Source organism: Kribbella sp. NBC_00382 (genome assembly GCF_036067295.1).
Taxonomy (GTDB): domain Bacteria; phylum Actinomycetota; class Actinomycetes; order Propionibacteriales; family Kribbellaceae; genus Kribbella.
Window position 1 is genome coordinate 2,039,017 of the sequence record NZ_CP107954.1, and the last position, 20,692, is coordinate 2,059,708.

The window sequence follows — 20,692 nt, forward strand, 5'->3', positions numbered from 1 at the left end:
AGCCCCCAGGGCTCCACCGGCTGTTCGTTCGTCTGGCTCAGACCCGCCGGCGGTAGGCGCGGAGGGCGAGCGGCGCGAAGACCGCGATCAGGCCGGCCATCCAGGCGAAGGTGATCAGCAACGGCTTCTGGATGTCGCCACCGATCATCAGGCCACGCATCGCGTCGACCAGGTAGGTGATCGGGTTGACCTTCGTCCATGACTGCAGGAAGCCGGGCAGCGTACTGGTCTGCACGAAGATCGGACTGCCGAAGGTGAGCGGGAACATCACCAGGAAGGCGATCCCCTGCACCCCCTGGGCGGTCTTCAGCGTCAGCCCGAGCCAGACCCACACCCAGCACAGCGCCAGCGCGAAGCTCAGCACGAGCAAGCAGGCGAGCAGCCCGTAGGCGATCCCGTTCTCGAACCGGAAGCCGAGCGCGAACCCCGACACCATCAAGATCACGACCGAGGTCAGGTAGCGCACCGCATCGCCGAGCACCGCACCGACCAGCGGTGAGATCCGCGAGATCGGCAAGCTGCGGAACCGGTCGAAGACACCCTTGGCGAAGTCGTCGTTCAGCCCGACGCCGGTACCCAGGGTCGAGAACACCACCGACTGCACCAGCACACCCGGCAACAGGAACGGCAGGTAATCGTGCCAGGTACCGCCCTGCGTCATCGCGCCGCCGAAGACGAACAGGAACAGCAGCAGGAAGATGATCGGCTGGAAGGTGACATCGGCCAGCGCTTCCGGGTTCTGCCGGATCCGGACGATGTTGCGCCAGGCCAGCGTCAGGCTCTGCTCGACCCAGGCGAACGGCCGGGCCCGGCGGGCCGCGTGAGCAGGTGGTACTTCGAGTGTGGCGGTGCTCATCGGACCGCTCCTTCCAGGACATCGGCGGGGGCTTCTTCAGCGGTGTGACCGGTCAGCGCGAGGAAGACCTCGTCCAGGCTCGGCAGCCGCAGGGACAGTTCGGTGACGGCGATCCCGGCCTCGTCGAGCCGGCGGACCACCACGGGCATCGACGAACCGTCCGAGACCGGAACGCTGACCAGCGCGTTCACGACGTCGACGGTCGGCCGGGTGCCGACGGATTCGGAGACGATCGCGGCGACCCGCTCGAGGTGACCCGGCTCGGCGGGCCGGACGTCGAGCGACTGCTTGCCGGCCTGCGCCTTGAGCTCGGCCGGCCGCCCCTCGGCGACCACCCGGCCCTTGTCGAAGACCATGATCGAGTCGGCCAGCGCGTCGGCCTCTTCCAGATACTGCGTGGTCAGCAGCACCGTCGTACCGTCGAGCACCAGGTTGCGGATGGTGTCCCACACCCCGTTGCGGGCGTGCGGGTCGAGACCGGTGGTCGGCTCGTCCAGGTACAGGATGCTCGGGTTGCCGACCAGGCTCGCGGCCAGGTCGAGGCGGCGGCGCATGCCACCGGAGTACGTCTTGGCGATCCGATCCCCTGCGTCGGACAGCTCGAAGCGCTCCAGCAGCTCGGCCGCCCGCGTCTTGGCCTGAGCTCGCGGCAGGCCGAGCAGCCGGCCGATCATCACCAGGTTGCGGCGTCCGGACATGTCCTCGTCGACCGAGGCGTACTGCCCGGTCAGGCCGATGATCTCGCGGACTCGCGGCGCCTGCCGGACGACGTCGAAGCCGCCGACGGTGGCGTGCCCGGCGTCCGGGCGGAGCAGCGTACCGAGGATCCGGACCGCGGTGGTCTTGCCGGCGCCGTTCGGTCCGAGGACCCCGAGCACGGTGCCGGTCGGCACGCTCAGGTCCACGCCGTCCAGCGCGGTGGTGCTGCCGTACTTCTTGACCAGGCCTTCGGCCGAGATGGCGACATGGCTATCGGTGGACATTGGTTCCTCCCAGATGACTGTTACTGGGACAACCGTGCGCCCGAGCACTGGCAGGCGCCTGGCACTGGACTGATAGCCCGTGCCAGCCCGTGCCAGCCGCTGGCCTGCGCCCCGTGTAACTTTCATGTCAAACGCCCATTTGAACAGGAGTTCCTGAGTTGCAGCTCATCAGAACACTCGCAGTGACCGCCGCCGTCGGCTCCGTCGTTGCCGGCCTCGGTACGATTCCGGCCCAGGCAGCCACCGGCTACGCGCGCTGCCCGGCCAACCGCTTCTGCGTCTTCACCGGCACGAACGGTAGCGGCGTGATGGCCTACTTCAACGACGCCAACGACCCGAACCTCGGCGACACGTCCGGGCCGAGGGGCATGAACAACAACATCGAAAGCATCTGGAACCGCCGCGGCGACGAGTGGGGCCTGTACAACGACGCCAACTACAAGGGCGGCCTCACGTTGATCCTGGCCGGTGCCAAGGGCAACATCGAGGCGAGGTACCGCAACCTGGCCACCTCGGTCCAGGACCTCCGCGCCTGATTCCCCGGCCGAGAACCTGGAACGGGCCCGGAGCGTTGTCGCTTCGGGCCCGTTTCTCGCGTCAGCTGACCTTCGTGAGCTCGGCCGTGTCGGCCTTGAGCGGGACGATCTGGTTGGCCCGGAGCGCTTCGTAGATCTCCGGGTTGTACCGGGCCAGCGTCGCGCGGGCGCGGCGGCGGTAGCGGAGGATCTGGACGGTGCCGATCGTCCACAGCACGTACTGGAACGCCAGCGCGATCTTGAAGTCGCCGAGCGTCTGCGGAGCACCACCGGACGAGGCGTCGAGCAGGATGCCGACCATGCCGATACAGATCAGCATCGCGATGAAGCCACCGGTGTTGACCATCCCGTTCGCGGCGCCGAAGCGGGTCGTCGGGTTGAAGGTCCGCGCGTAGTCCAGGCCGAGCATCGACCCAGGACCGCCGGCCGCCTGTACGACGATCAGCAGGAGCAGTACCGGCATCGGGGCGCGGCCAGGCCAGGCGAGCACGATGGTCCACATCAGCACCGACCCGGCGATCACCGCCAGGACGATCCAGGAACGGTAGTACGGGAACTTCGCGGCGTACCGGCCGACCAGCGGGCCGTAACAGAAGCCGGCCAGCACGGGCAGGATGAGCATCGCGGCGGCCGTAGTGGGTGCAACGCCTTGTCCCTGGACCAGGAACGGGTAGCCCCAGAGCAGGCCGAAGGTGCCACCCGAGAAGCTGGTGGTGAAGTGAGTCCACAGGCCGAGGCGAGTACCGGGCTCACGCCAGGCCCGGCGGAGGTTCCGGCGTACCAGGGAGAGCGGCTGCTTGGTGCGGTGCGGCGATACGTCGTACGGGCTGTCCTTGAGCAGGAAGAGGACGGCCAGGCCGGCCACCAGGCTCAGCAAGCTCGCGCCCGCGAAGGTCGGAGTCCAGCCGAACGCGTGGAATGCGGCGGCCATCGGCACCGTGGACACGATCGCGCCGAGGCCACCGAGCATGCCGGTCACCTGCGACATCACGGGCTGCTTGAGCGCGGGGAACCACGACATAACGACCCGGAGCACGCTGATGAACACCAATGCGTCCCCGACGCCGAGGACTGCCCGGGCAGCGAGTGCGGCCGGGTAGGAGTCGACCAGGCTGAACGCTGACTGCGCGGCGAACAGCAGACCTGAGGCCGCGATCAGCAGTCGCTTCGAGCCGTACCGGTCCAGCAGGATGCCGACCGGCACCTGCATCGCGGCATAGACGGTCAACTGGACAACGGTGAAGCTCGCCAGCGCGGAGGCGGAGATGTGGAAGCGCTCGGCCGCTTGTAGACCCGCGACGCTCATGGAGCCGCGGTGCAGCACGGTGACCAGGTAGGTGAAGACAGCAGTGGCCCACACCGCCCAGGCTCGCCGACCGCCCAGGGGGAAGACGAGTTCGGTCACTGCCCGCCCCGCAGATCCGTCGCAGCGACGTGGATGTGGTCGATGACGAGCTCGCGGAAGCGCTTGGCGCTGTTGCCGCCGAGCGCGTCGATCATCTCCTGGTGCGCGGCGATGGACTTGTCCATCCGGGCCGGCTCCATCTCGATCCCGGGCACGCCCATCCGGACCTGCCGGTCGCGCAGACTGTTGTAGAGCTTGGCCAGGATCTCGTTGCCCGCGGCACCGACGATCGCCTCATGGAAGACCCGGTCGGCGACCAGGAAGCTCTTCGCGTCACCGGCCTTGCGGTGGTCGCGCATCTCCTGGACCAGCGGCACCAGCTTCTCGGCCAGCTGCTTGCGGCGCGGCCAGACCTTCGCCGCGGCGTGCGTCTCGATCAGCTCGCGCGCTTCCAGTACGTCGTTGACCTCCTGGGCCAGCACCGGCAGGACGAGCGCGCCCTTCTTCGGGTACAGCTTCACCAGGCCGGATTCCTCCAGCCGGAGCAGCGCCTCGCGGACCGGAGTACGGGAGACTCCGACCGCGGCCGCCAGCTCCCCCTCGGTCAGCAGCTCGTTGCCCGGGTAGACCCGGTCAAGGATCGCTGCCTTCACATATGCGTAGACGCGCTCCGCCGCGGGGATCTTCTCCACCCCAGGCGCCGCGTCCGCGACTATCCGTGCAATCTCTGTTGTTTCGTCGCCCAATACCAACCCACTCACCGGCCCATCGCCGGGCACCCCGCTACCCACAACACCCCTCACGTCACGTATCTCTGTTGTATCTATCTTACACGCAACAGAATCCAGCGCTCGTTTCATTCCCACCCACTGAGTTATCCACAGGTTGGTCCACAGATGTGGGCTGTTGTGGACGAAGGGTTTCCCGTGCTTTCCGAGTCGATCGGCCCGTGGCATCGCGATGCGTTCTAGAGTTCGGCCAGCGTTCCCGTCCGATCGCCCCTGATGAGGAGATTGTCTTGACCCCACGCTCGCGTACCCGTCGGCTGAGCGCCGGCCTGGCCGTCGTGGCCCTGGCGTTCGTCGGCGCCGGTACCGCCGCTGCCCACGCCACCCCCGTCTCCGTCACCGGATCGGGCGCCGCCGCGGCCGCGCCGGGGATCCTGATGAACTACGTGGTCAACACCAAGCCGGTCGCGATCCACGTCGACCGGGCCGAGCAGGCGATCGAGGCGGCCGGTGGCACCGTCGTCCAGTCGTACGGCGACATCGGCGTGATCATCGCGCAGTCGACCAGCACCACCTTCCGTACCGACGTAATGCTCGGCAAGAACGGCAAGAGCGTCCAGTCGGTCGGCGCCACCCGGACCGCCGCCGTCTCAGAGGGCCCGGTCGGTGCGGCGAAGCCCGCCCAGGCCGCCGCCAAGGGGCTGCAGGCCGGCGAGGCCACCCCGGTGCTCGACCCGCGTGAGGGCGAGCAGTGGGACATGGCCCAGATCAAGGCGGACCAGGCCCACCAGGTCACCGACGGCTCGCGCCGCGTACTGGTCGGCATCAACGACTCGGGCGTCGACGACACGCACCCGGACCTGGCGCCGAACTTCGACGCCGCCGACTCGGTCAACTGCGTCAACAACGGCGTACCGGACACCACGCCCGGCGCCTGGCGGCCGACCACCAGCTCGCACGGCACGCACGTCGCCGGCACCGTGGCCGCCGCGCGTAACGGCGTCGGCATCGTCGGTGTCGCCCCGGGCGTCCGGATCGCCTCGGTGAAGGTCGTGAACGACGACGGCTTCATCTACCCGGAGTACTCGATCTGCGGGTTCGTCTGGGCCGCCGAGCACAAGATGGACGTCACCAACCACAGCTACTTCATCGACCCGTTCGAGTTCTGGTGCAAGAACGACCCTGACCAGGGCGCGGTTCAGGAGGCAGTCCGCCGGGCCGTCGCGTTCGCGACCAGCAAAGGCGTGCTCTCCGTCGCGGCCGCCGGCAACTCGAACTACGACCTGGCGAACAAGACCACCGACTCCGCCAGCCCGAACGACACCACTCCGGTCACCCGGACGATCAACAACGACTGCCTGGACATCCCGACCGAGCTCCCGGGCGTGATCACGGTCGCCAGCACCACCAACACCAAGGCACGCAGCGGCTTCTCCAACTTCGGCCTGAACAAGATCGACGTGGCCGCACCGGGCAGCAGCATCCTGTCCACGCTGCCGGGCAACCGGTACGGCCTGTCGAGCGGTACCTCGATGGCGTCCCCGCACGTCACCGGCGTCGCCGCGCTGATCAAGTCGTCCCGCCCGTGGCTGAAGCCGGCCGAGATCGAGAAGGCCCTGCGCGTCGACGCTGACGACCAGGCCTGCCCGGCTGTCGTCGACGCCCGCTGCACCGGCACCACCGCCAACAACGCCTTCTTCGGCGAGGGCCTGGTCGACGCCCTGGACGGCGTCAAGAAGTACTGACCCACCCGGCCGTCACAGACTGACCCGGCCGCACAGACAGAGAGAGGGGATCCCCCGCCCGGGATCCCCTCTCTCCTTGTATTTGCCCAGAGATCCCCGGAGGATGCGGCTCTACGTCGTAGCCGTCCAGAGAAGGGATCCGGCCATGGGCTGGTTCAGCCGCAAGCCGCGGTCTCGCTTACCCGGTGACATGACCCGCCGTCTGGAGATGTTCGGCCGGTTCGAGTACGACACTCAGGGATCCGGTGTGGATGCCGCCGAGATCTACCCGACCTGCATCGAACCGGTTTACGCGTACGCGACGGAGGACCGGGACGGATTCGTCGCAGCTCTCCGCACTGTCGTCGCCGACGACGACGGCTTCGCCACCTACGGGGCGAGTTGCCTCGTCGTCGAGCTGGCAGGTACCGGCGTGCGCACGCCGGACGCGCTGGCGCTCCTGGACGCCGCGATCGAATTCAAGCGAGTTCGTCGCGTGCCGAGCGCCATGCTCAAAGGGTACGAGTGGGAACGCTGGCTGGAGGTCAACGGACCTGACAGCTGGCCGGACGGGCCCGTTCAGCTGCCGCTGTAGACGCGAGCGCCCGGAGAGTCGGGAGCCGTAGCCCCCGGTTCTCCGGGCGTGCGTGGTGCTCAGAACATCAGTGCGCGGGCTGGGTCCTCGAGGATGGCGGCTACGTCGGCGAGGAAGGTGGAGCCCTTTTCGCCGTCGATCAGGCGGTGGTCGAAGGACAGCGCGAGGGTGGTGATCCAGCGGGGGACGATCTCGTCGTTGACCACCCACGGCTGTTTGCGGACCGCGCCGAAGGCGAGGATCGCGGATTCGCCGGGGTTGATGATCGGCGTACCGGCGTCGACGCCGAAGACGCCGACGTTGGTGATCGTGAACGAGCCACCGGCCTGGTCGGCCGGCTGGGTCTTGCCCTCGCGGGCGACGGCGACCAGGTCGTTCAGGGCGCCGCACAGCTCGGGCAGGGTGAGCGATTCGGCCGACTTGATGTTCGGCACGATCAGCCCGCGCGGGGTGGCCGCGGCGATGCCGAGGTTGACCGCGCTCTTGATCACGATCTCCTGGTTGGGCTCGTCCCAGGTGGCGTTGATGATCGGCGTACGCCGGGCCGCCAGGGTGACCGCCTTGGCGACGATCAGCAGCGGCGAGACCCGCAACTCCTTGAACGCCTTGTCCTTCTTGAGCCGCTCGACCAGCTCCATCGTGGCGCTGACGTCGACGGTGATCCACTCGGTCACATGCGGCGCGGTGAACGCACTGCTCACCATCGCCTGCGCCATCACCTTCACCACACCCTTGATCGGAATCCGGGTGTCCCCCTGCGCACTCACCACAGGAGCAGCAACAGCAGCCACCGCCGCGGGCGCCGAGGTGTGGTTCTCCACATCCCCGCGGGTGATAACCCCACCCGGCCCGGTAGCAGTCACCTGCCCGAGATCAATCCCCAGATCCTTCGCAAGCTTCCGCACCGGCGGCTTCGCCAGCACATGCACCCGCGCCTCGTTGCCTCCGGCAACCTCGGCCGGAGCCGGGGTGAAGGTAGGCGCGACCGGCTCGTTTACTACGGGGGCGACCTGAGCCGGAGCCGCCGGGGTCGGCGTGGCCAGGCCTTCGGCCGGCCCGCCTGCTCCGCCCTTGCGGGGGCGGCGCTTGGCTTCGGTGGTCTTCGGGCCGTAGCCGACCAGGACCGCGGTGCGGCCGCCGGGGGCGGTGCCGCCGATCTTGCCTGGTTCGATCGTCTCTTCGTCGGGGATCGACGGGACGAGGTCCTCGGGGCTGCCGGCATCTTCCGTCTGGACGGAGATGATCGGCGTGCCGACGTCGACCGTTTCGCCTTCGGGGACGAGGAGTTCGGCGACGACGCCGGCGAACGGGACCGGGAGTTCGACCAGGGACTTGGCGGTCTCGATCTCGACGACGGTGTCGTTGAGCTTGACCGTGTCGCCGACCTTGACCTTCCAGCTGACGATCTCGGCCTCGACCAGGCCCTCACCCACGTCGGGCAGGCGGAACTGCTGGATCCCCATCAGTACCCCATCACCCGGTCGACGGCGTCGAGTACCCGGTCCAGGTCGGGCAGGTACTCCTCCTCCATCCGCGACGGCGGATAGGGGGTGTCGAACCCGGTGACCCGCAGTACCGGCGCCTCGAGGTGGTAGAAGCACTCCTCGCTGACCCGCGCGGCGACCTCCGAGCCCGGGCCGAGCGACAGCGGCGCTTCGTGCACGACGACCGCGCGCCGGGTCTTCTTGACCGACGCGAAGATCGTCGCCAGGTCCAGCGGCGCGATCGAGCGCAGGTCAACGACCTCCAGGTTGCGCCCGTCCTCGAGCGCCGCCTCGGCCGCCTGCAGACAGGTCTTCACCATCGGGCCGTAGCAGAACAGCGTCGCGTCGGTGCCCTCGCGGACCACCTTCGCCTTGAACAGCGGGTACGCCGCCCCGGTACTCTCGTCCAGCTCCGCCTTCTCGTGGTACCGGCGCTTCGGCTCGAAGAAGACCACCGGGTCGTCGGTCGCGATCGCCTGCTGGATCATCCAGTACGCGTCGACCGGATCGCCGGCCGCGACCACCTTGAGCCCCGGGACGTGCGCGAACAGCGTCTCCGGCGACTCCGAGTGGTGCTCGACCGCGCCGATGCCGCCGCCGAACGGGATCCGGATCACGATCGGCATCTTCAGCTTGCCCATCGACCGGTAGTGCATCTTGGCGACCTGGTTGATGATCTGGTCGTACGCCGGGAAGACGAACCCGTCGAACTGGATCTCACACACCGGCCGGTACCCGCGCAGCGCCAGGCCGACCGCGGTCCCGATGATGCCGGACTCGGCCAGCGGGGTGTCGATCACCCGGTCCTCGCCGAAGTCCTTCTGCAGCCCCTCGGTGACCCGGAAGACGCCGCCGAGCTTGCCGATGTCCTCACCCATGATCAGGACCTTCGGGTCCTTCTCCATGGCGGCCCGCAGGCCCTGGTTGATGCCCTTGCCCAAGCTGATCTTCGCCATCTCACTGCTCCCCTTCGAAGGAGGCCGCATAGGCGTCGTACTGCGCCCGCTGCTCGACGAGTTGCGGGGTCTGCTCGACGTACGCGTGCTCGAAGAAGTCGGTCATCTTCGGGTCGGGCATCGCCAGGCAGCCCGCGCGCAGGGTCGCGGCGACCTGGTCGGCCTCGGCCTCGATCTGCTCGAAGAACTCGTGCTCGACACCGATCGAGCGGGCCAGGTAGGCCTTCACGCGCTCGATCGGGTCCTTCAGCTTCCAGTACTCCAGGTCCTCCGACAGCCGGTACTTCGTCGGGTCGTCGGAGGTGGTGTGGGCGCCCATCCGGTACGTGTACGCCTCGACCAGCGTCGGGCCGCTGCCCTCACGAGCGCGCTTGAGCGCCTGCTGGGTGACCGCGTACGTCGCCAGTACGTCGTTGCCGTCGACGCGGACGCCGGGGAAACCGAAGCCGGCCGCGCGCTGGTACAGCGGGATCCGGGTCTGCCGGTCGATCGGCTCCGAGATGGCCCACTGGTTGTTCTGGCAGAAGAACACCACCGGCGCGTTGAAGACCGAGGCGTAGATGAAGGCCTCGTTCACGTCGCCCTGGCTGCTGGCGCCGTCGCCGAAGTACGCGATCGTCGCCTCGCCGTTCTCGTCGCCGACCGCGTGGTCGCGCTGCTGCCCCATCGCGTACCCGGTCGCGTGCAGCGTCTGAGCGCCGATCACGATCGTGTAGAGGTGGAAGTTGTTGTCGCGCGGGTCCCAAGCGCCCTGGTCGACGCCGCGGAACAGGCCAAGCAGGTTGAGCGGGTTCACGCCCTTGCACCAGGCGACGCCGTGCTCGCGGTAGGTCGGGAAGACCATGTCATTGGTGTGCAGTGCGCGGCCGGAGCCGATCTGGGCGGCTTCCTGCCCGAGCAGCGAGGCCCACAGGCCCAGCTCGCCCTGCCGTTGTAGCGCGGTCGCCTCGGTGTCGATCCGGCGAACCATCACCATGTCGCGGTAGAAGCCCTTGATCGCCTCGTCGTCGAGGTCGAAGGAGTAGTCCGGGTGCTCGACGCGCTCACCTTCGGGCGTCAGCAGCTGGACGAACTCCACCTCCTCGACAGGCTGGGTGGGACTGACCGGCGCCTCACCGGGCGCGAACACTTCCGGGGCAAGGCCCGGCACCGACTCACTCACATGCACTCCTCGGGGTTCGAGCGCGGGATCGCCGCGATCGCACGTTGCACGGGCCCCGGCCCAGCCAGCCGGGTGAGGCTTCGCAGGCGGGACCGCGTGGATCCAGGTTGATGCAGGGTGGTACTCACCGCTCGGCAGTGAACCTCCTCACTGGTATCACTGCCCATCTTGCCGGACACCGTACCCAGCAGGTTGCTGTTGCGCTAACTGTCTGGACGCCGACTTGTACCGCCGTACCGAAAGGCGTCTCGCGATGAGACACCAGTCCAGCCACTGGTCATATCTCTGACCGTCGTCAGGCTTAAATCGGCCGACTGTGACGTTACCGAGAGGTTTTGTGCGATCTGCGTCACAAACCGGTGTCGATCAGGGCAACTGCTCGAGGCGTACCAGTTTGAAGTTGGTCCCCTCCCGGTCACCGTCACCAGGGGTGTTGTCACCGTCATGGACGGCGAGCAGTCCGTGCGGGAAGAGCGGGCCGAGCGGCTTGGTCGTGACAGCGGCGCCGTCGCTGTGCTGTACGCCGTCCGCGGCCGGACCGTCTACGACCTGGAAACCATTGCGGTACTCGAGGCCCTTTGCGCTGATCCGGTAGTTGGCGAAGGTGGAGTCGCCCTGGCTGGATGCGTAGAGGGTCTTGGCGGCGCCGCGGTACGCGATCGTCAGGCCTTCCGCGTCGGCGCTGAGGTGCTTGCCGCCGTCCTTGGAGACCGGGCCGGTGGGGGCGCACTCCTCGGTCTCTTCGTCGTACGCCCCGGGCTGGCCGAATTCGCGGGTCTTCTCGAGCAGCGTGGGCCGGCCGGCGAACGGTACTCGCCAGATGCCGATGTCTTCCTGCGCGGCGTACAGGGTGGCCGTCGTCTGGTCGAAGACCATGCCCTCGACCTGCGGGCGGTCGCCCGGGTCCTCACACGGTGACCAGGTAGAACCGTTGGACAGACGGAAGGTCGAGGGCAGGTCCAGCTGCTTCACGGCTCGGTAGCTGATCTTGCCGCCCCGGTCGGCGACCAGGCGGAACAGCCCGATCCGGGTCTCACTGCGACGGCTGACGGCGACGAACGCCTGACCACCGAGGTTGACCGCGGCGACACCGTACGCCGTGCGCTGTTCCTCGACCTCCGCCTCGTCCTTACTGAACACGAGAGGAGCGGTGGGGCTGGTGACATCGGTCAGCACCTTGTCCTTGGCGTCCGACCCGCGCTGGTCGACGGCGTACACCCGGAGCTTGTCCAGCCCCCGATCGGAGACCACGGCAAGATCCCGCCGCTTCCCACCGATCGCCACCCCGGTCACCAGGTCGACGTTGTTGAACCGCCCATCCGGCGCGGTCGCCACATGCTGCAGCTCCTTGCCGCCCAGATCGAAGACGCTCAACCCACCGTTCTTCAACGTCCCCAACACCACACTCTTCGCCGCCACCCGCGAATTGACCCAAATCGCCGGATCGTCGGCATTCGCATCCCCACCAGCCTCGTCATCCCAATTGGGCGCCGTCTCAGCCACCGCCCGTACCTCCGCGAGCCGGGCCTGCCCGGATCGCCGCGCGGTCAGCGCCGTGCCTGCCACCAGCGCGGCTCGCGGCGGAGCCGCGGTTGGCGCGCCACCCACCACCAGGCGCGGCGCCTCTCTCACCCCCACTTCCTGGGCCGATGCCGGAGGCGAGGCGAGTGCGGATGCGGCGGCGGCCGTCAAGAGAACAGCTAGTGGGATGCGCATGCGGTCAGGCTCAGGGGTGTGGATGACGGGCAGCCGACCACCAGATGAAAAGTGGCTTGTGGGCCGGAGCTGCGCGGGACTAGTGTCAGCATCGTTCTTGCATTTGACCCATGACATCGGAGGGGAACCGCGATGACCGCCGCCGCGCCAGCGCCCGCAGTACTACCGGAGGCCACCGTCAAGCCGGCCTCGGCGGCGATGATCTGGTCGGCCCTCGCGGTGGTCTACGTCGTCTGGGGCTCGACCTACCTCGGCATCCGGATCGTGGTCGAGGCCAAGATCCCGCCGATGCTCGGCATGGGCGCCCGCTTCCTCGTGGCAGCCGTCCTGCTGGCCGCATTCCTCTCCATCAAGTCCGGCATCGGCCGGCTCCGGATCACCCGCCGCGAACTACTCGGCGCCGCCGTGGTCGGCCTCCTACTGCTTGCCTTCGGCAACGGCGCGGTCGCGATCGCGGAGAAGACGGTCCCCTCGGGCCTGTCCGCACTCCTGGTCGCCGCGGTACCGCTGTGGCTGATGCTGCTCCGGGTCGGCGGCGGCGAACGCCCGCGCGCGCTGACCTGGCTCGGCGTCCTGATCGGATTCACCGGCGCAGCACTGCTCGCGCTGTCCGGCGGCGACACCAGCGCGAAGCCGTTCTCGGTCGCGATCCTGGTCGCCGGCACGATCAGCTGGGCAGTCGGCTCCCGCTTCTCCCCGCGACTCGGGCTCCCCAAGGATCCGCTGGTCGCCACCCTGTACGAGATGGTCGCCGGCGGTACGGCGATGGTGCTGATCGGCGTACTGGCCGGTGAGCCCGGCCGGCTGCACCTCGACTCGATCGAACCGAAGGGCTGGATCGCCCTCGCCTACCTGGTCGTCTTCGGCTCGCTGCTGGCGTACTCCGCCTACTCCTACCTGCTCGCCAACGCCCCGATCTCACTGATCGGCACCTACGCCTACGTGAACCCGGCGGTCGCGGTGCTGCTCGGCTGGCTGATCCTCAGCGAGCCGGTCACCCTCGAGATCCTGCTCGGCGGCGCGATCGTCGTCGTCGGCGTCGCCCTGGTGGTCAGCGCCGAGCGCCGCCGCACCGTATAGAACAGCCACCCGAAGCAGCGAGGCCCTGGAAAAGGAAGGACCCGGGCTCCCATGGGGTGCCCGGGTCTCCCACCGCTGCCGATGCGCGCGGCAGCGGGTCCGTGTTTGCCGAGCCGGCGCCGTGCCCCGAAAAAACACGGCGCGAAACTCCGGCAATGATGCGTGACAATCCGTTTCGTCATGGTAATGCCATTTCGCCGGCCACCGAGCCCGCCGAAAATACCCCATGAATGACGGGCAATCGTTCGCCCGCGATCAGACAACGACGAAACCGCCGATCGGTTACGGGCCCGCGAAAACGAATTCCGTTCACCTCCCGGCTCCCGCGGGGTGAGCCGCCTGGGTGACAAGTTGCCTGGTCAGAGACAGATTCCTGCTGCGGCAACGAACCCATCACTCGTCTGCTATGGGCTACCCCGGGATTCGCGCCTGAACCGAAAATGGGGCGAAGAAATTTGTAACCCGCCCCATCGGGCGTCGTTACCCACTAAGACGAATCCGTCATACCCGAAAGGAAACCTCGCATAATGCAGGTAACACGCAAGATCGCCGCTGCAGCGGCAGTGGCGACCGTTGCCACGCTGGGCCTGGCCACCGTCGTCAGCGCGAACATGATCGACGACAGCACCAGCGGCGCCACCAGCGGTGTCACCGACGCCTCGGCGCTGAAGGGCTACGCCAAGGGCGGCAAGGTCTGGTACTTCGTCCGTCAGGGCGGCGGCCTGGTGAACGTTGACGACAACAACGTCGGCCCGTTCCAGGCCTGCCACAACGTCGCCGCGGTCGCCGGCGCCGGCGGCGCCGTGCCGGTCTCGGACATCGTCGGGATCGTCGGTCTGTTCAACGACGGCAACCACGCCACGGTCGTGAAGACCTGCGAGCAGGGCTCTTCGCAGAAGAACCACGGTGGCAAGTGGTACCGCGTCGGCGACGACGGCCTCGTGTCGGTCTCCCGCAACAACGTCGGCCCGTTCCAGGCCTGCCACAACGACGTTGCGGCCAGCGTCCTCGGCGGCGCTGTCCCGGTCAACTCGATCTCCGGCGTCCTGGGCCTCGGCAACGACGAGAACACCACGGACATCCTGAAGACCTGCGAGCAGGACTCGTCGCAGGACAACTGACCACTCCCTGGTCAGCAGTGATGATGGACACCGGACGGATCGCCTCGGTGGGGTGATCAACCGGTAGCAACACCTCGAAGCGGCATCGGGAACTAAGCCTCACTACTTCCCGGTGCCGCTTCGCTGGCTCCAAGAGCTTCGGTACGACGATCGCCCGGCCCCCGTCCCAGCGGGGGCCGGGCGATTGCGTTGTCCAGACGATGGTGAGGGTCAGGCGGGGAGATCGCGGAGGTCGAGCACGGACCCGGTCGGGTACTGCGCGTCGATGACCGACCACAAGCCGGCCGCGGCTTCTTCCGGCGTGGTCAACCCGCCCGACCGCTTGAGCTCACGGAATCTCTCGACCGCAGGGAAAGCCTGCTCGTCCACCGCGCGGATCTCACCCTGCATCGCCGTGTCCACCACTCCCGGCGCCACCGCGATCACCCGGCAGCCCTTGACCACACCCGCACTCTCACGCTCGATCGCCGCCTCCTCGAGCCCGACCGTCCGCACCCAGTGATCGACGGCCGCCTTGCCCGCGTTGTAGGCGGACCAGCCCGGATACGCCTTGGTCGCGGCTCCCGACGACAGCATCACCAATTGCCGCTCACAGTCGAGCCCAGCAGTCGCCCGAAGAAACGCCCGCCCGAGCACCTGCGGCGCAGCCGAGTTCAACAGCACCGCCTTCGCATACGAGGCGGCGTCCACCGTCGCGGCCGGTCCGATCGGTACGACCGTCCCGGCGTTGTGCACGAAGATCACCCGCTCGCCGTCGAACCCGGCCAGCTCCGCGGCGAAGTGCTCCTCGACCCGCACCCAGTCAGCCGGGTCGGCAAGGTCCGCCGCGAAGTGCTCGACCACTCCACCCCTCCGGGACAGGTCGATCACCCGCGCATCGGCGTACGGCGTACTGACGGCCAAGGCCGCCCCGATCCCGGATGATGCGCCCGAGATCCAGATCAGGTTCCTCACCGGCGCCAGGCGCACGCGATCGTCAGGAAGAGGTCGTTGGCCTCGCGCTCGCCGATGGTCACCCGGGCGCCCTCGCCGGGGAACGGGCGGACCGAGACGCCCTCGGCCTGGACGGCTTCGGCGAAGGCCAGCGTCTCGTCGCCGAGCGGCATCCAGACGAAGTTCGCGTGCGTCTCGGGTACATCCCAGCCGGCCGCGCGCAGTTCGCCGACGACCCTGGTCCGCTCGACCACGAGCGCCTCGACCCGGTCCAGCAGCTCCTTCTCCGCGCGCAACGACGCCACCGCGGCCGCCTGGGCGATCTCGCTGACGCCGAAGGGCAGCGCGCACTTGCGGATCGCGGCGATCACCGGGGCGTGTCCGATCGCGTAGCCGATCCGGAACCCGGCCAGCCCGTACGCCTTGGAGAAGGTCCGCAGGACGACCACGTTCGGCCGGTCCCGGTACATCTCGGTGCAGTCGGGCGTCTCGGTGTCGCGGACGAACTCGCGGTAGGCCTCGTCGAGCACGACCAGGACGTTGCTCGGTACTGCGTCGAGGAACGCGACCAGCTCGTCGCGATGGACGACCGGGCCTGTCGGGTTGTTCGGCGTGCAGACCATCACGACGCGGGTTCGGTCGGTGATGGCCGCCTCCATCGCCTTGAGGTCGTGCCGGGCATCCTCGGTCAGCGGGACCTGGACGGAGGTCGCGCCGGTCAGCTGCACCGCGATCGGGTACGCCTCGAACGACCGCCACGCGTAGACGACCTCGTCGCCTTCGCTGCAAGCAGCCTGCAGCAAGTGGTAGAGCACCGCGACTGAACCCGTCCCGATGGCCAAGTCCGTGACCGGTACGTCGAAACGCTCGGACAGAGCCTCCAGCAACGGCAGGGCGCCCATGTCCGGGTACCGGTTCATGTTCCCGGCCGCCTCGGTGGCTGCGGCGAGCACGCCCGGCAGCGGAGGATACGGGTTCTCGTTGCTCGACAGCTTGAACGACGGGCGGCCGTCGGTGCGCTCCGGCGGCTTGCCCGGCTTGTACGCCGCGACATCATCCAGCACGGAACGGAAGCGCACCTCGTTGTCAGCCGTCATGGCGGCAGGCTAGCTCCATCCCCGCCCGCTTAGAACCCCGTGAAATCGGACTGGACAAATTGCTCAACCGAAGGCGGGAAGCAGTAGTTGTCAGGCATCAAAATGGCCGGGCCGCCCGTCCATTCGTCCAGCAAAGACGCTGAACCGTGGGCAAGCGCCCGGCCATCGATCCGGCCGTACCGGACTGCCGTGACTAGCTCGGCAGGACGACCTCGCCACCGGGTACGGCGATGGCGCTGAGGTCGAAGTCGAGGGGGTTGGTCATGCAGCGGGCCGAGCCGCCACCCTTGTGGAACTCGGAGAGGTCGAGCACGACGACCCGCAGGCCGAGACCGGTCAGGATCTCGCGCAGCCGCGGCGAGCAGGCCGGCATGATGATCGTTTCGTTCACGACCAGCGAGTTGCCGCTGAAGGCGAACGCCTCCTCGTCGGTGAGCACGATCGGGTCCGGCACGATGCCGAACAGCTCGGCCTGGCTGGCGGCGTCGAGGGCCGGCGGGTAGACCATCGCGTGGGTGCTGTCGACCGGGCAGAACGGCAGGTCGAGGTGGTACATGCCCTCGTGCTGGATGCGCAGGCCGCGGACCCGGATGTTCCACTCGGTCGCCAGGTGCTTGAGCGCGTCGGCCTCGGTCCGCGGGCCGTAGCCGACCACCAGGCTGTCGCCGAAGATGAACGCGTCGCCGGACTCGAAGTGCGGGCCGACGCCGTCGCCCCCGGTGCGCTTCAGCTCGAAGTCGTGGCCCATGAACCACTCGGCCGCGGTCAGCGACTCCTTGCGGCGCGGCTCGAACCGCATGTGCGACAGCATCGCCTTGCCTTGGGCGGTGGCGAAGCCCAGGTTCATCGCGTAGACCATGTCCGGCGAGTCGTCCCGCTGGGCCAGCACCTCGACCTCACCGCCGGCGTCGACGATCGCCTGCCGGAGCGAGTCCCACTGCTTGAGCGCCAGCTCCGGGTCGGGCTGGTCCTGGGTCGACATGTACGGATTGATCACATAGTCGATCCGGAAATGGTCCGGCCGGACCATCAGATAGCGGCGACCCCACCCCAGCGACTGACCCATGTGCACACCTCTGCGCTCCCGGACCGGACATTGACCGATCCCCTGATTGTCCGACAATCAGTCAGTGTGCAGGGCGACCGGGACCGCGTCAACATGAGGTACGCCTCGGCGGATGACGAGGCGTTCGCAGTACCGGCGAGCAGGCTCAGCTGGTGGTGTAGATCAGGTCCAGCGAGTTCGGATCCCAGCCGTTACCGGTGATCCACTGGAGCGCTTCGGTTTTGCCGGAGGGGCCGTAGACATCGATCTTGACCGAGATCGCCTCGGGGTTGCTCGGGTCCGACTTCGACTTCTGGTAGGTCGCCTTGAAGTCGGGCCCGATGTACGGCAGCTGGGCCAGGATCGGGTACTTCAGCGCCAGCCGGCTCTGGATCTCGTCGAACTTGCGCCCGGCCTCGGCCTCGGTCTCGAGCTCCTGCTCCGGATTGTTCTTGCCCCACTCCCGGCCGACCGGGCCGTTGGCGTAGAGGTAGACCTTCACCGACAGCGGGTCCTTGCCGCGCACGGTGATCGTCTGGGTGTAGCTCTGGAAGCCGTTCCGCTCGCCGGTCAGCGTGTGCGTCCCGGGCCGGACGTCGGTCTTGCCGTTCGCCGCGATCGGCGCACCGTCGAGCGTCAGGGTCAGGTCGTTGGGGATCGACTTCACGGTCAGCTCCGCCTTGGGGTCGTGCCGCCAGATCAGCACCCCGCCGATCACGATGACGACCACCAGCAGGGCTACCGCACCCATCACCAGCGTGCGCCGGCCGTCCTCCTCCATCAACTGCTCCTACTCGTCAGCACTAGGGCTTCTTCTCTGGCGCGGGCTGGTTCTTCAGGCGAGCGACGGCGAACTGGTACTTCTTGCCGACGTTGTACGCGTACCCGGCCTGCGGGACGTGGCCGCCCAGCGATCCGGCCACCGAGTTGAACTTGCCGTACTTGCCGACGAACAGGTACGTGTGTCCCTCCCCGATGAAGATGTCACCCGGTACCAACTGGTCCTCGGTGATGTCGTCGATCACCTGGTACTTCGGCGAGGACCGCAGGTAGGCGTCCTGGACGCTCGTGCCCACCTCGGGATAGTCCGGATCCGCTCCGCTCATGTGCATCACGGTCGAGACGAACCGCCCGCAGTCGCTCCACACCCGGTCACCCTGGTCACTGTTGTACTTCGGCAGTGCCTCCTGGTACGCCGGAGTCGCGTCGCCCTTGTCCGGGCCGTGCCCCTCGTCCGGCCAGGCCAGCGAGATCGCGACCGCCGCGATGTTGCCGCTGCCGGCCGCACAGGCGGTCGCCGGCCCGGTCCCGGGCTTGCCCGGCTCGGCGGCACCGCCACCGAAGGTCTTGAACACCTCCCGGGCAGTGGCCTGACGCCGCCCGTACTCGGGGTCGTTCGGGTTCGTCGTGAAGATCTCGAACTTGGCCGCGAAGGTGTAGGCCGCGTCGTCGACCGTCTTGGTCGCCTTCATCGCGGTCCCGACGGCCGGCAGCGGCACCTTGCCGGTGCCGTCGAGCTGGTGGATCAGGAAGTTGAGCTGGAACTCCAGCGTCTCGATCTGGCTGTCGGTGGCGCCCGTCGAGCGGCCCGCGTTGATGACCTTGCTGGCCGGATACCACTGGACGATCCCCCAGGCCTTGTTGCCCAGCCCGACGGCCGTCGCGGCCGGCGTTTTCGTGCCCGAGGTGGTGCCGTTGAGTCGTTGGGGCTCGACGCTCGACTCGTGGATCATGTTGCCGACGATGCCGGCGGCCTGCTCCTTGGAGTAACCGTTCGTGACCAGGAAGTTGAACGCCTTCTCCTGGTTGTTGCCGCCGACCAGCGGTCCGCCCGATCCGCCGCAGCCACAGCCGCCACCCGCGCCGGCGGAGTCCGTCGTGCTGAAGAGCGTCGCCGGGTCGGTCTGCTTGAGGTCGCTGCCGTCGGAGTCGGACGCCGCCCAGACCTCGAAGTGGAGGTGGGCGCCGCTCTTGCCCGGGGCGGACTCGTCGCCCTCGCCCGACGTGCCGATCACCTGGCCGCGGGTGACCGGGTCGCCCTTCTTGACCGCCTTGGTGTCGAAGAACCGGTACCAGGTCTCCAGGCCCTCGCCGTGGCTGATCTTGATCCAGTCGCCGTCGACCGATGTCACGTCGCCGTCCTCGACGGCATACACCTTGCTGCCCTTGTCGACCACGAAGTCGACGCCCTTGTGGGTCTCGTCGCCCTCGTCGTCCCAGCCCTGATCGGGCGTGTGGTTGTCGGTCGGCCAGGCCATCGAGGTCTCGCCGGCGCCGGACGACGGAGTGCAGGCCGCGGCGGTGCCCATGCTGCTCAGCACGCCGACGATCATCGCGATCACGATGATCAGCGGCAGGAAGAACACGAGCATGACGCCACCGATGATCGGCAGTGCCTTGCTGTCACCCACGGCGCTCTCCTTGCTGTGACATCGGGGCGGGCCAGGAAAGGGGCGGCCACTGGGTCAAAGACTGCCCGAAAACCAGGTCATTATGTCGAGAGTTATCCACAGGTTGACCGTCGGCCGTGCCCCGGGCGGGTGCCGAACGCGACAACGGCGGCCGACTGGACGACAATCGCTGCATGTACGAACGGCTGCGGGTGGACCGCTCGACCACGGTGGACCGGGTCGTCGACGCGCTCCGCGCCGCCCTCTTCTCGGGTGACCTCGAGCCCGGTACGCCGCTGCGCGAGCAGCCTCTGGCCGAGGCGCTCGGCGTCGCCCGCAGTACGGTCCGCGAAGCGATGACCATGCTGGTCACCGAGGGACTCGCTGTTCGCGAGCCGAACAAGGGCGTCAGCGTGGCGATCCTGCACCCGGCCGCGGTGGCGGACATCTGCCGGGCCCGGTTCGTCCTCGAGTCGGCCGGGATCAGGGCCTGGTTCGACGCCGACGAGGTCGCCCGCGAGCGCGTCCGCGCCGCGATGCGAACCTTCGCCGCCACCGCCAAGGAGGGCGCCGACCCCGAGGCGATGACCGAGACCCACCTGGCCATCCACCGCAGCCTGGTCGCGCTCACCGGCAGCGAACGCCTGACCGCCACCGCCGACTCGATCACCGGCGAGGCGAGACTCGCGCTGGCGCGCGTCGACGCGCTCCGGCAGGACGCCAAGCAGCAGGTGGCTTCGCACCGCAAGCTCGTCCGGCTGCTCGAGAAGGGCGAGCTGGACGAATGCGTCGAGGAGCTGCGCCGGCACCTGGCCGGCGCCGAGGAGTCCCTGCTCGAAGCCATCGCCACACCGCCCTCCTGAAGTCACGTCCCGTCCGACGCACGAGTGGTCCTCCTGGATCCGGCTGCGGCGTGGGACGGGTGTGGTGAACCCCGGGGT

General features: G+C 68.2%; 19 protein-coding genes. 6 read left to right on the plus strand and 13 right to left on the minus strand.

Annotation, left to right across the window (positions count from 1 at the left end; all coding sequences use genetic code 11):
- Positions 1-37: 37 nt before the first annotated feature.
- Together OHA70_RS10080 and OHA70_RS10085 are read right to left on the minus strand one after the other, a co-directional pair.
- A complete protein-coding gene (locus tag OHA70_RS10080) occupies positions 38-856 on the minus strand; it encodes an ABC transporter permease (protein WP_328330938.1) in 819 nt (272 codons plus the stop codon).
- The gene (locus OHA70_RS10085) at positions 853-1,839 is read right to left on the minus strand and encodes an ATP-binding cassette domain-containing protein (RefSeq protein WP_328330939.1); all 987 of its coding nucleotides are present in this window, start codon (positions 1,837-1,839) and stop codon (positions 853-855) included. Before OHA70_RS10085 ends, OHA70_RS10080 begins: the two co-directional genes overlap by 4 nt.
- Before the next feature lie 158 nt (positions 1,840-1,997).
- Here OHA70_RS10085 and OHA70_RS10090 point away from each other — a divergent pair, with 158 nt between their 5' ends.
- Positions 1,998-2,375, plus strand: coding sequence for a peptidase inhibitor family I36 protein (locus tag OHA70_RS10090; protein WP_328330941.1), 378 nt, complete (start codon positions 1,998-2,000; stop codon positions 2,373-2,375).
- Positions 2,376-2,436: 61 nt separating this feature from the next.
- Here OHA70_RS10090 and OHA70_RS10095 read toward each other — a convergent pair whose 3' ends face one another.
- A complete protein-coding gene (locus tag OHA70_RS10095; protein ID WP_328330943.1) occupies positions 2,437-3,780 on the minus strand; it encodes an MFS transporter in 1,344 nt (447 codons plus the stop codon).
- Positions 3,777-4,412 carry a GntR family transcriptional regulator gene (locus OHA70_RS10100; protein WP_328330945.1) on the minus strand — a complete coding sequence of 212 codons (636 nt, stop codon included), beginning with the start codon at positions 4,410-4,412 and terminating at the stop codon, positions 3,777-3,779. Before OHA70_RS10100 ends, OHA70_RS10095 begins: the two co-directional genes overlap by 4 nt.
- A gap of 326 nt (positions 4,413-4,738) precedes the next feature.
- On the opposite strand from OHA70_RS10100, the gene OHA70_RS10105 reads away from it, so the two are divergent.
- Complete coding sequence (locus tag OHA70_RS10105) at positions 4,739-6,193, plus strand: S8 family peptidase (protein WP_328330947.1); 1,455 nt, start codon at positions 4,739-4,741, stop codon at positions 6,191-6,193.
- Between the two features lie 190 nt (positions 6,194-6,383).
- A complete protein-coding gene (locus OHA70_RS10110; protein ID WP_328330949.1) occupies positions 6,384-6,767 on the plus strand; it encodes a hypothetical protein in 384 nt (127 codons plus the stop codon).
- 59 nt (positions 6,768-6,826) lie between these two features.
- Here OHA70_RS10110 and OHA70_RS10115 read toward each other — a convergent pair whose 3' ends face one another.
- The 4 genes from OHA70_RS10115 to OHA70_RS10130 form a co-directional block, all read right to left on the minus strand.
- Positions 6,827-8,230, minus strand: a complete 1,404-nt coding sequence (locus tag OHA70_RS10115; protein WP_328330952.1) for a dihydrolipoamide acetyltransferase family protein — start codon at positions 8,228-8,230, stop codon at positions 6,827-6,829.
- Complete coding sequence (locus OHA70_RS10120) at positions 8,230-9,207, minus strand: alpha-ketoacid dehydrogenase subunit beta (RefSeq protein ID WP_328330954.1); 978 nt, start codon at positions 9,205-9,207, stop codon at positions 8,230-8,232. Before OHA70_RS10120 ends, OHA70_RS10115 begins: the two co-directional genes overlap by 1 nt.
- 1 nt (position 9,208) lies before the next feature.
- Positions 9,209-10,369 carry a pyruvate dehydrogenase (acetyl-transferring) E1 component subunit alpha gene (pdhA, locus tag OHA70_RS10125; RefSeq protein ID WP_442913878.1) on the minus strand — a complete coding sequence of 387 codons (1,161 nt, stop codon included), beginning with the start codon at positions 10,367-10,369 and terminating at the stop codon, positions 9,209-9,211.
- 366 nt (positions 10,370-10,735) lie between these two features.
- Entirely contained in the window at positions 10,736-12,001 is a 1,266-nt protein-coding gene (locus OHA70_RS10130; protein WP_328330956.1) for a phytase, read from the minus strand.
- 216 nt (positions 12,002-12,217) lie between these two features.
- Between OHA70_RS10130 and OHA70_RS10135 the strand changes: the two genes are divergently transcribed.
- Both OHA70_RS10135 and OHA70_RS10140 read left to right on the plus strand, forming a co-directional pair.
- Complete coding sequence (locus tag OHA70_RS10135) at positions 12,218-13,165, plus strand: EamA family transporter (protein WP_328330958.1); 948 nt, start codon at positions 12,218-12,220, stop codon at positions 13,163-13,165.
- 527 nt (positions 13,166-13,692) lie between these two features.
- On the plus strand, positions 13,693-14,286 hold the full coding sequence (locus OHA70_RS10140; protein ID WP_328330960.1) for a hypothetical protein: 594 nt from the start codon (positions 13,693-13,695) through the stop codon (positions 14,284-14,286).
- Positions 14,287-14,496: 210 nt separating this feature from the next.
- On the opposite strand, the gene OHA70_RS10145 is transcribed toward OHA70_RS10140, so the two are convergent.
- The 5 genes from OHA70_RS10145 to OHA70_RS10165 form a co-directional block, all read right to left on the minus strand.
- Positions 14,497-15,240, minus strand: a complete 744-nt coding sequence (locus OHA70_RS10145) for an SDR family NAD(P)-dependent oxidoreductase (RefSeq protein ID WP_328330962.1) — start codon at positions 15,238-15,240, stop codon at positions 14,497-14,499.
- The gene (hisC, locus tag OHA70_RS10150) at positions 15,237-16,316 is read right to left on the minus strand and encodes a histidinol-phosphate transaminase (protein ID WP_328330964.1); all 1,080 of its coding nucleotides are present in this window, start codon (positions 16,314-16,316) and stop codon (positions 15,237-15,239) included. The genes OHA70_RS10145 and hisC overlap by 4 nt, the downstream gene beginning before the upstream one ends.
- 193 nt (positions 16,317-16,509) lie before the next feature.
- Positions 16,510-17,382, minus strand: a complete 873-nt coding sequence (locus tag OHA70_RS10155; RefSeq protein WP_328330966.1) for a dimethylarginine dimethylaminohydrolase family protein — start codon at positions 17,380-17,382, stop codon at positions 16,510-16,512.
- 145 nt (positions 17,383-17,527) lie between these two features.
- A complete protein-coding gene (locus OHA70_RS10160; RefSeq protein ID WP_328330968.1) occupies positions 17,528-18,142 on the minus strand; it encodes a PEGA domain-containing protein in 615 nt (204 codons plus the stop codon).
- A 22-nt stretch (positions 18,143-18,164) separates the two neighbouring features.
- A complete protein-coding gene (locus tag OHA70_RS10165; RefSeq protein ID WP_328330970.1) occupies positions 18,165-19,772 on the minus strand; it encodes a phage tail tip lysozyme in 1,608 nt (535 codons plus the stop codon).
- A gap of 173 nt (positions 19,773-19,945) precedes the next feature.
- Between OHA70_RS10165 and OHA70_RS10170 the strand changes: the two genes are divergently transcribed.
- Complete coding sequence (locus tag OHA70_RS10170) at positions 19,946-20,614, plus strand: GntR family transcriptional regulator (protein WP_328330972.1); 669 nt, start codon at positions 19,946-19,948, stop codon at positions 20,612-20,614.
- The last annotated feature ends 78 nt before the right edge of the window (positions 20,615-20,692 follow it).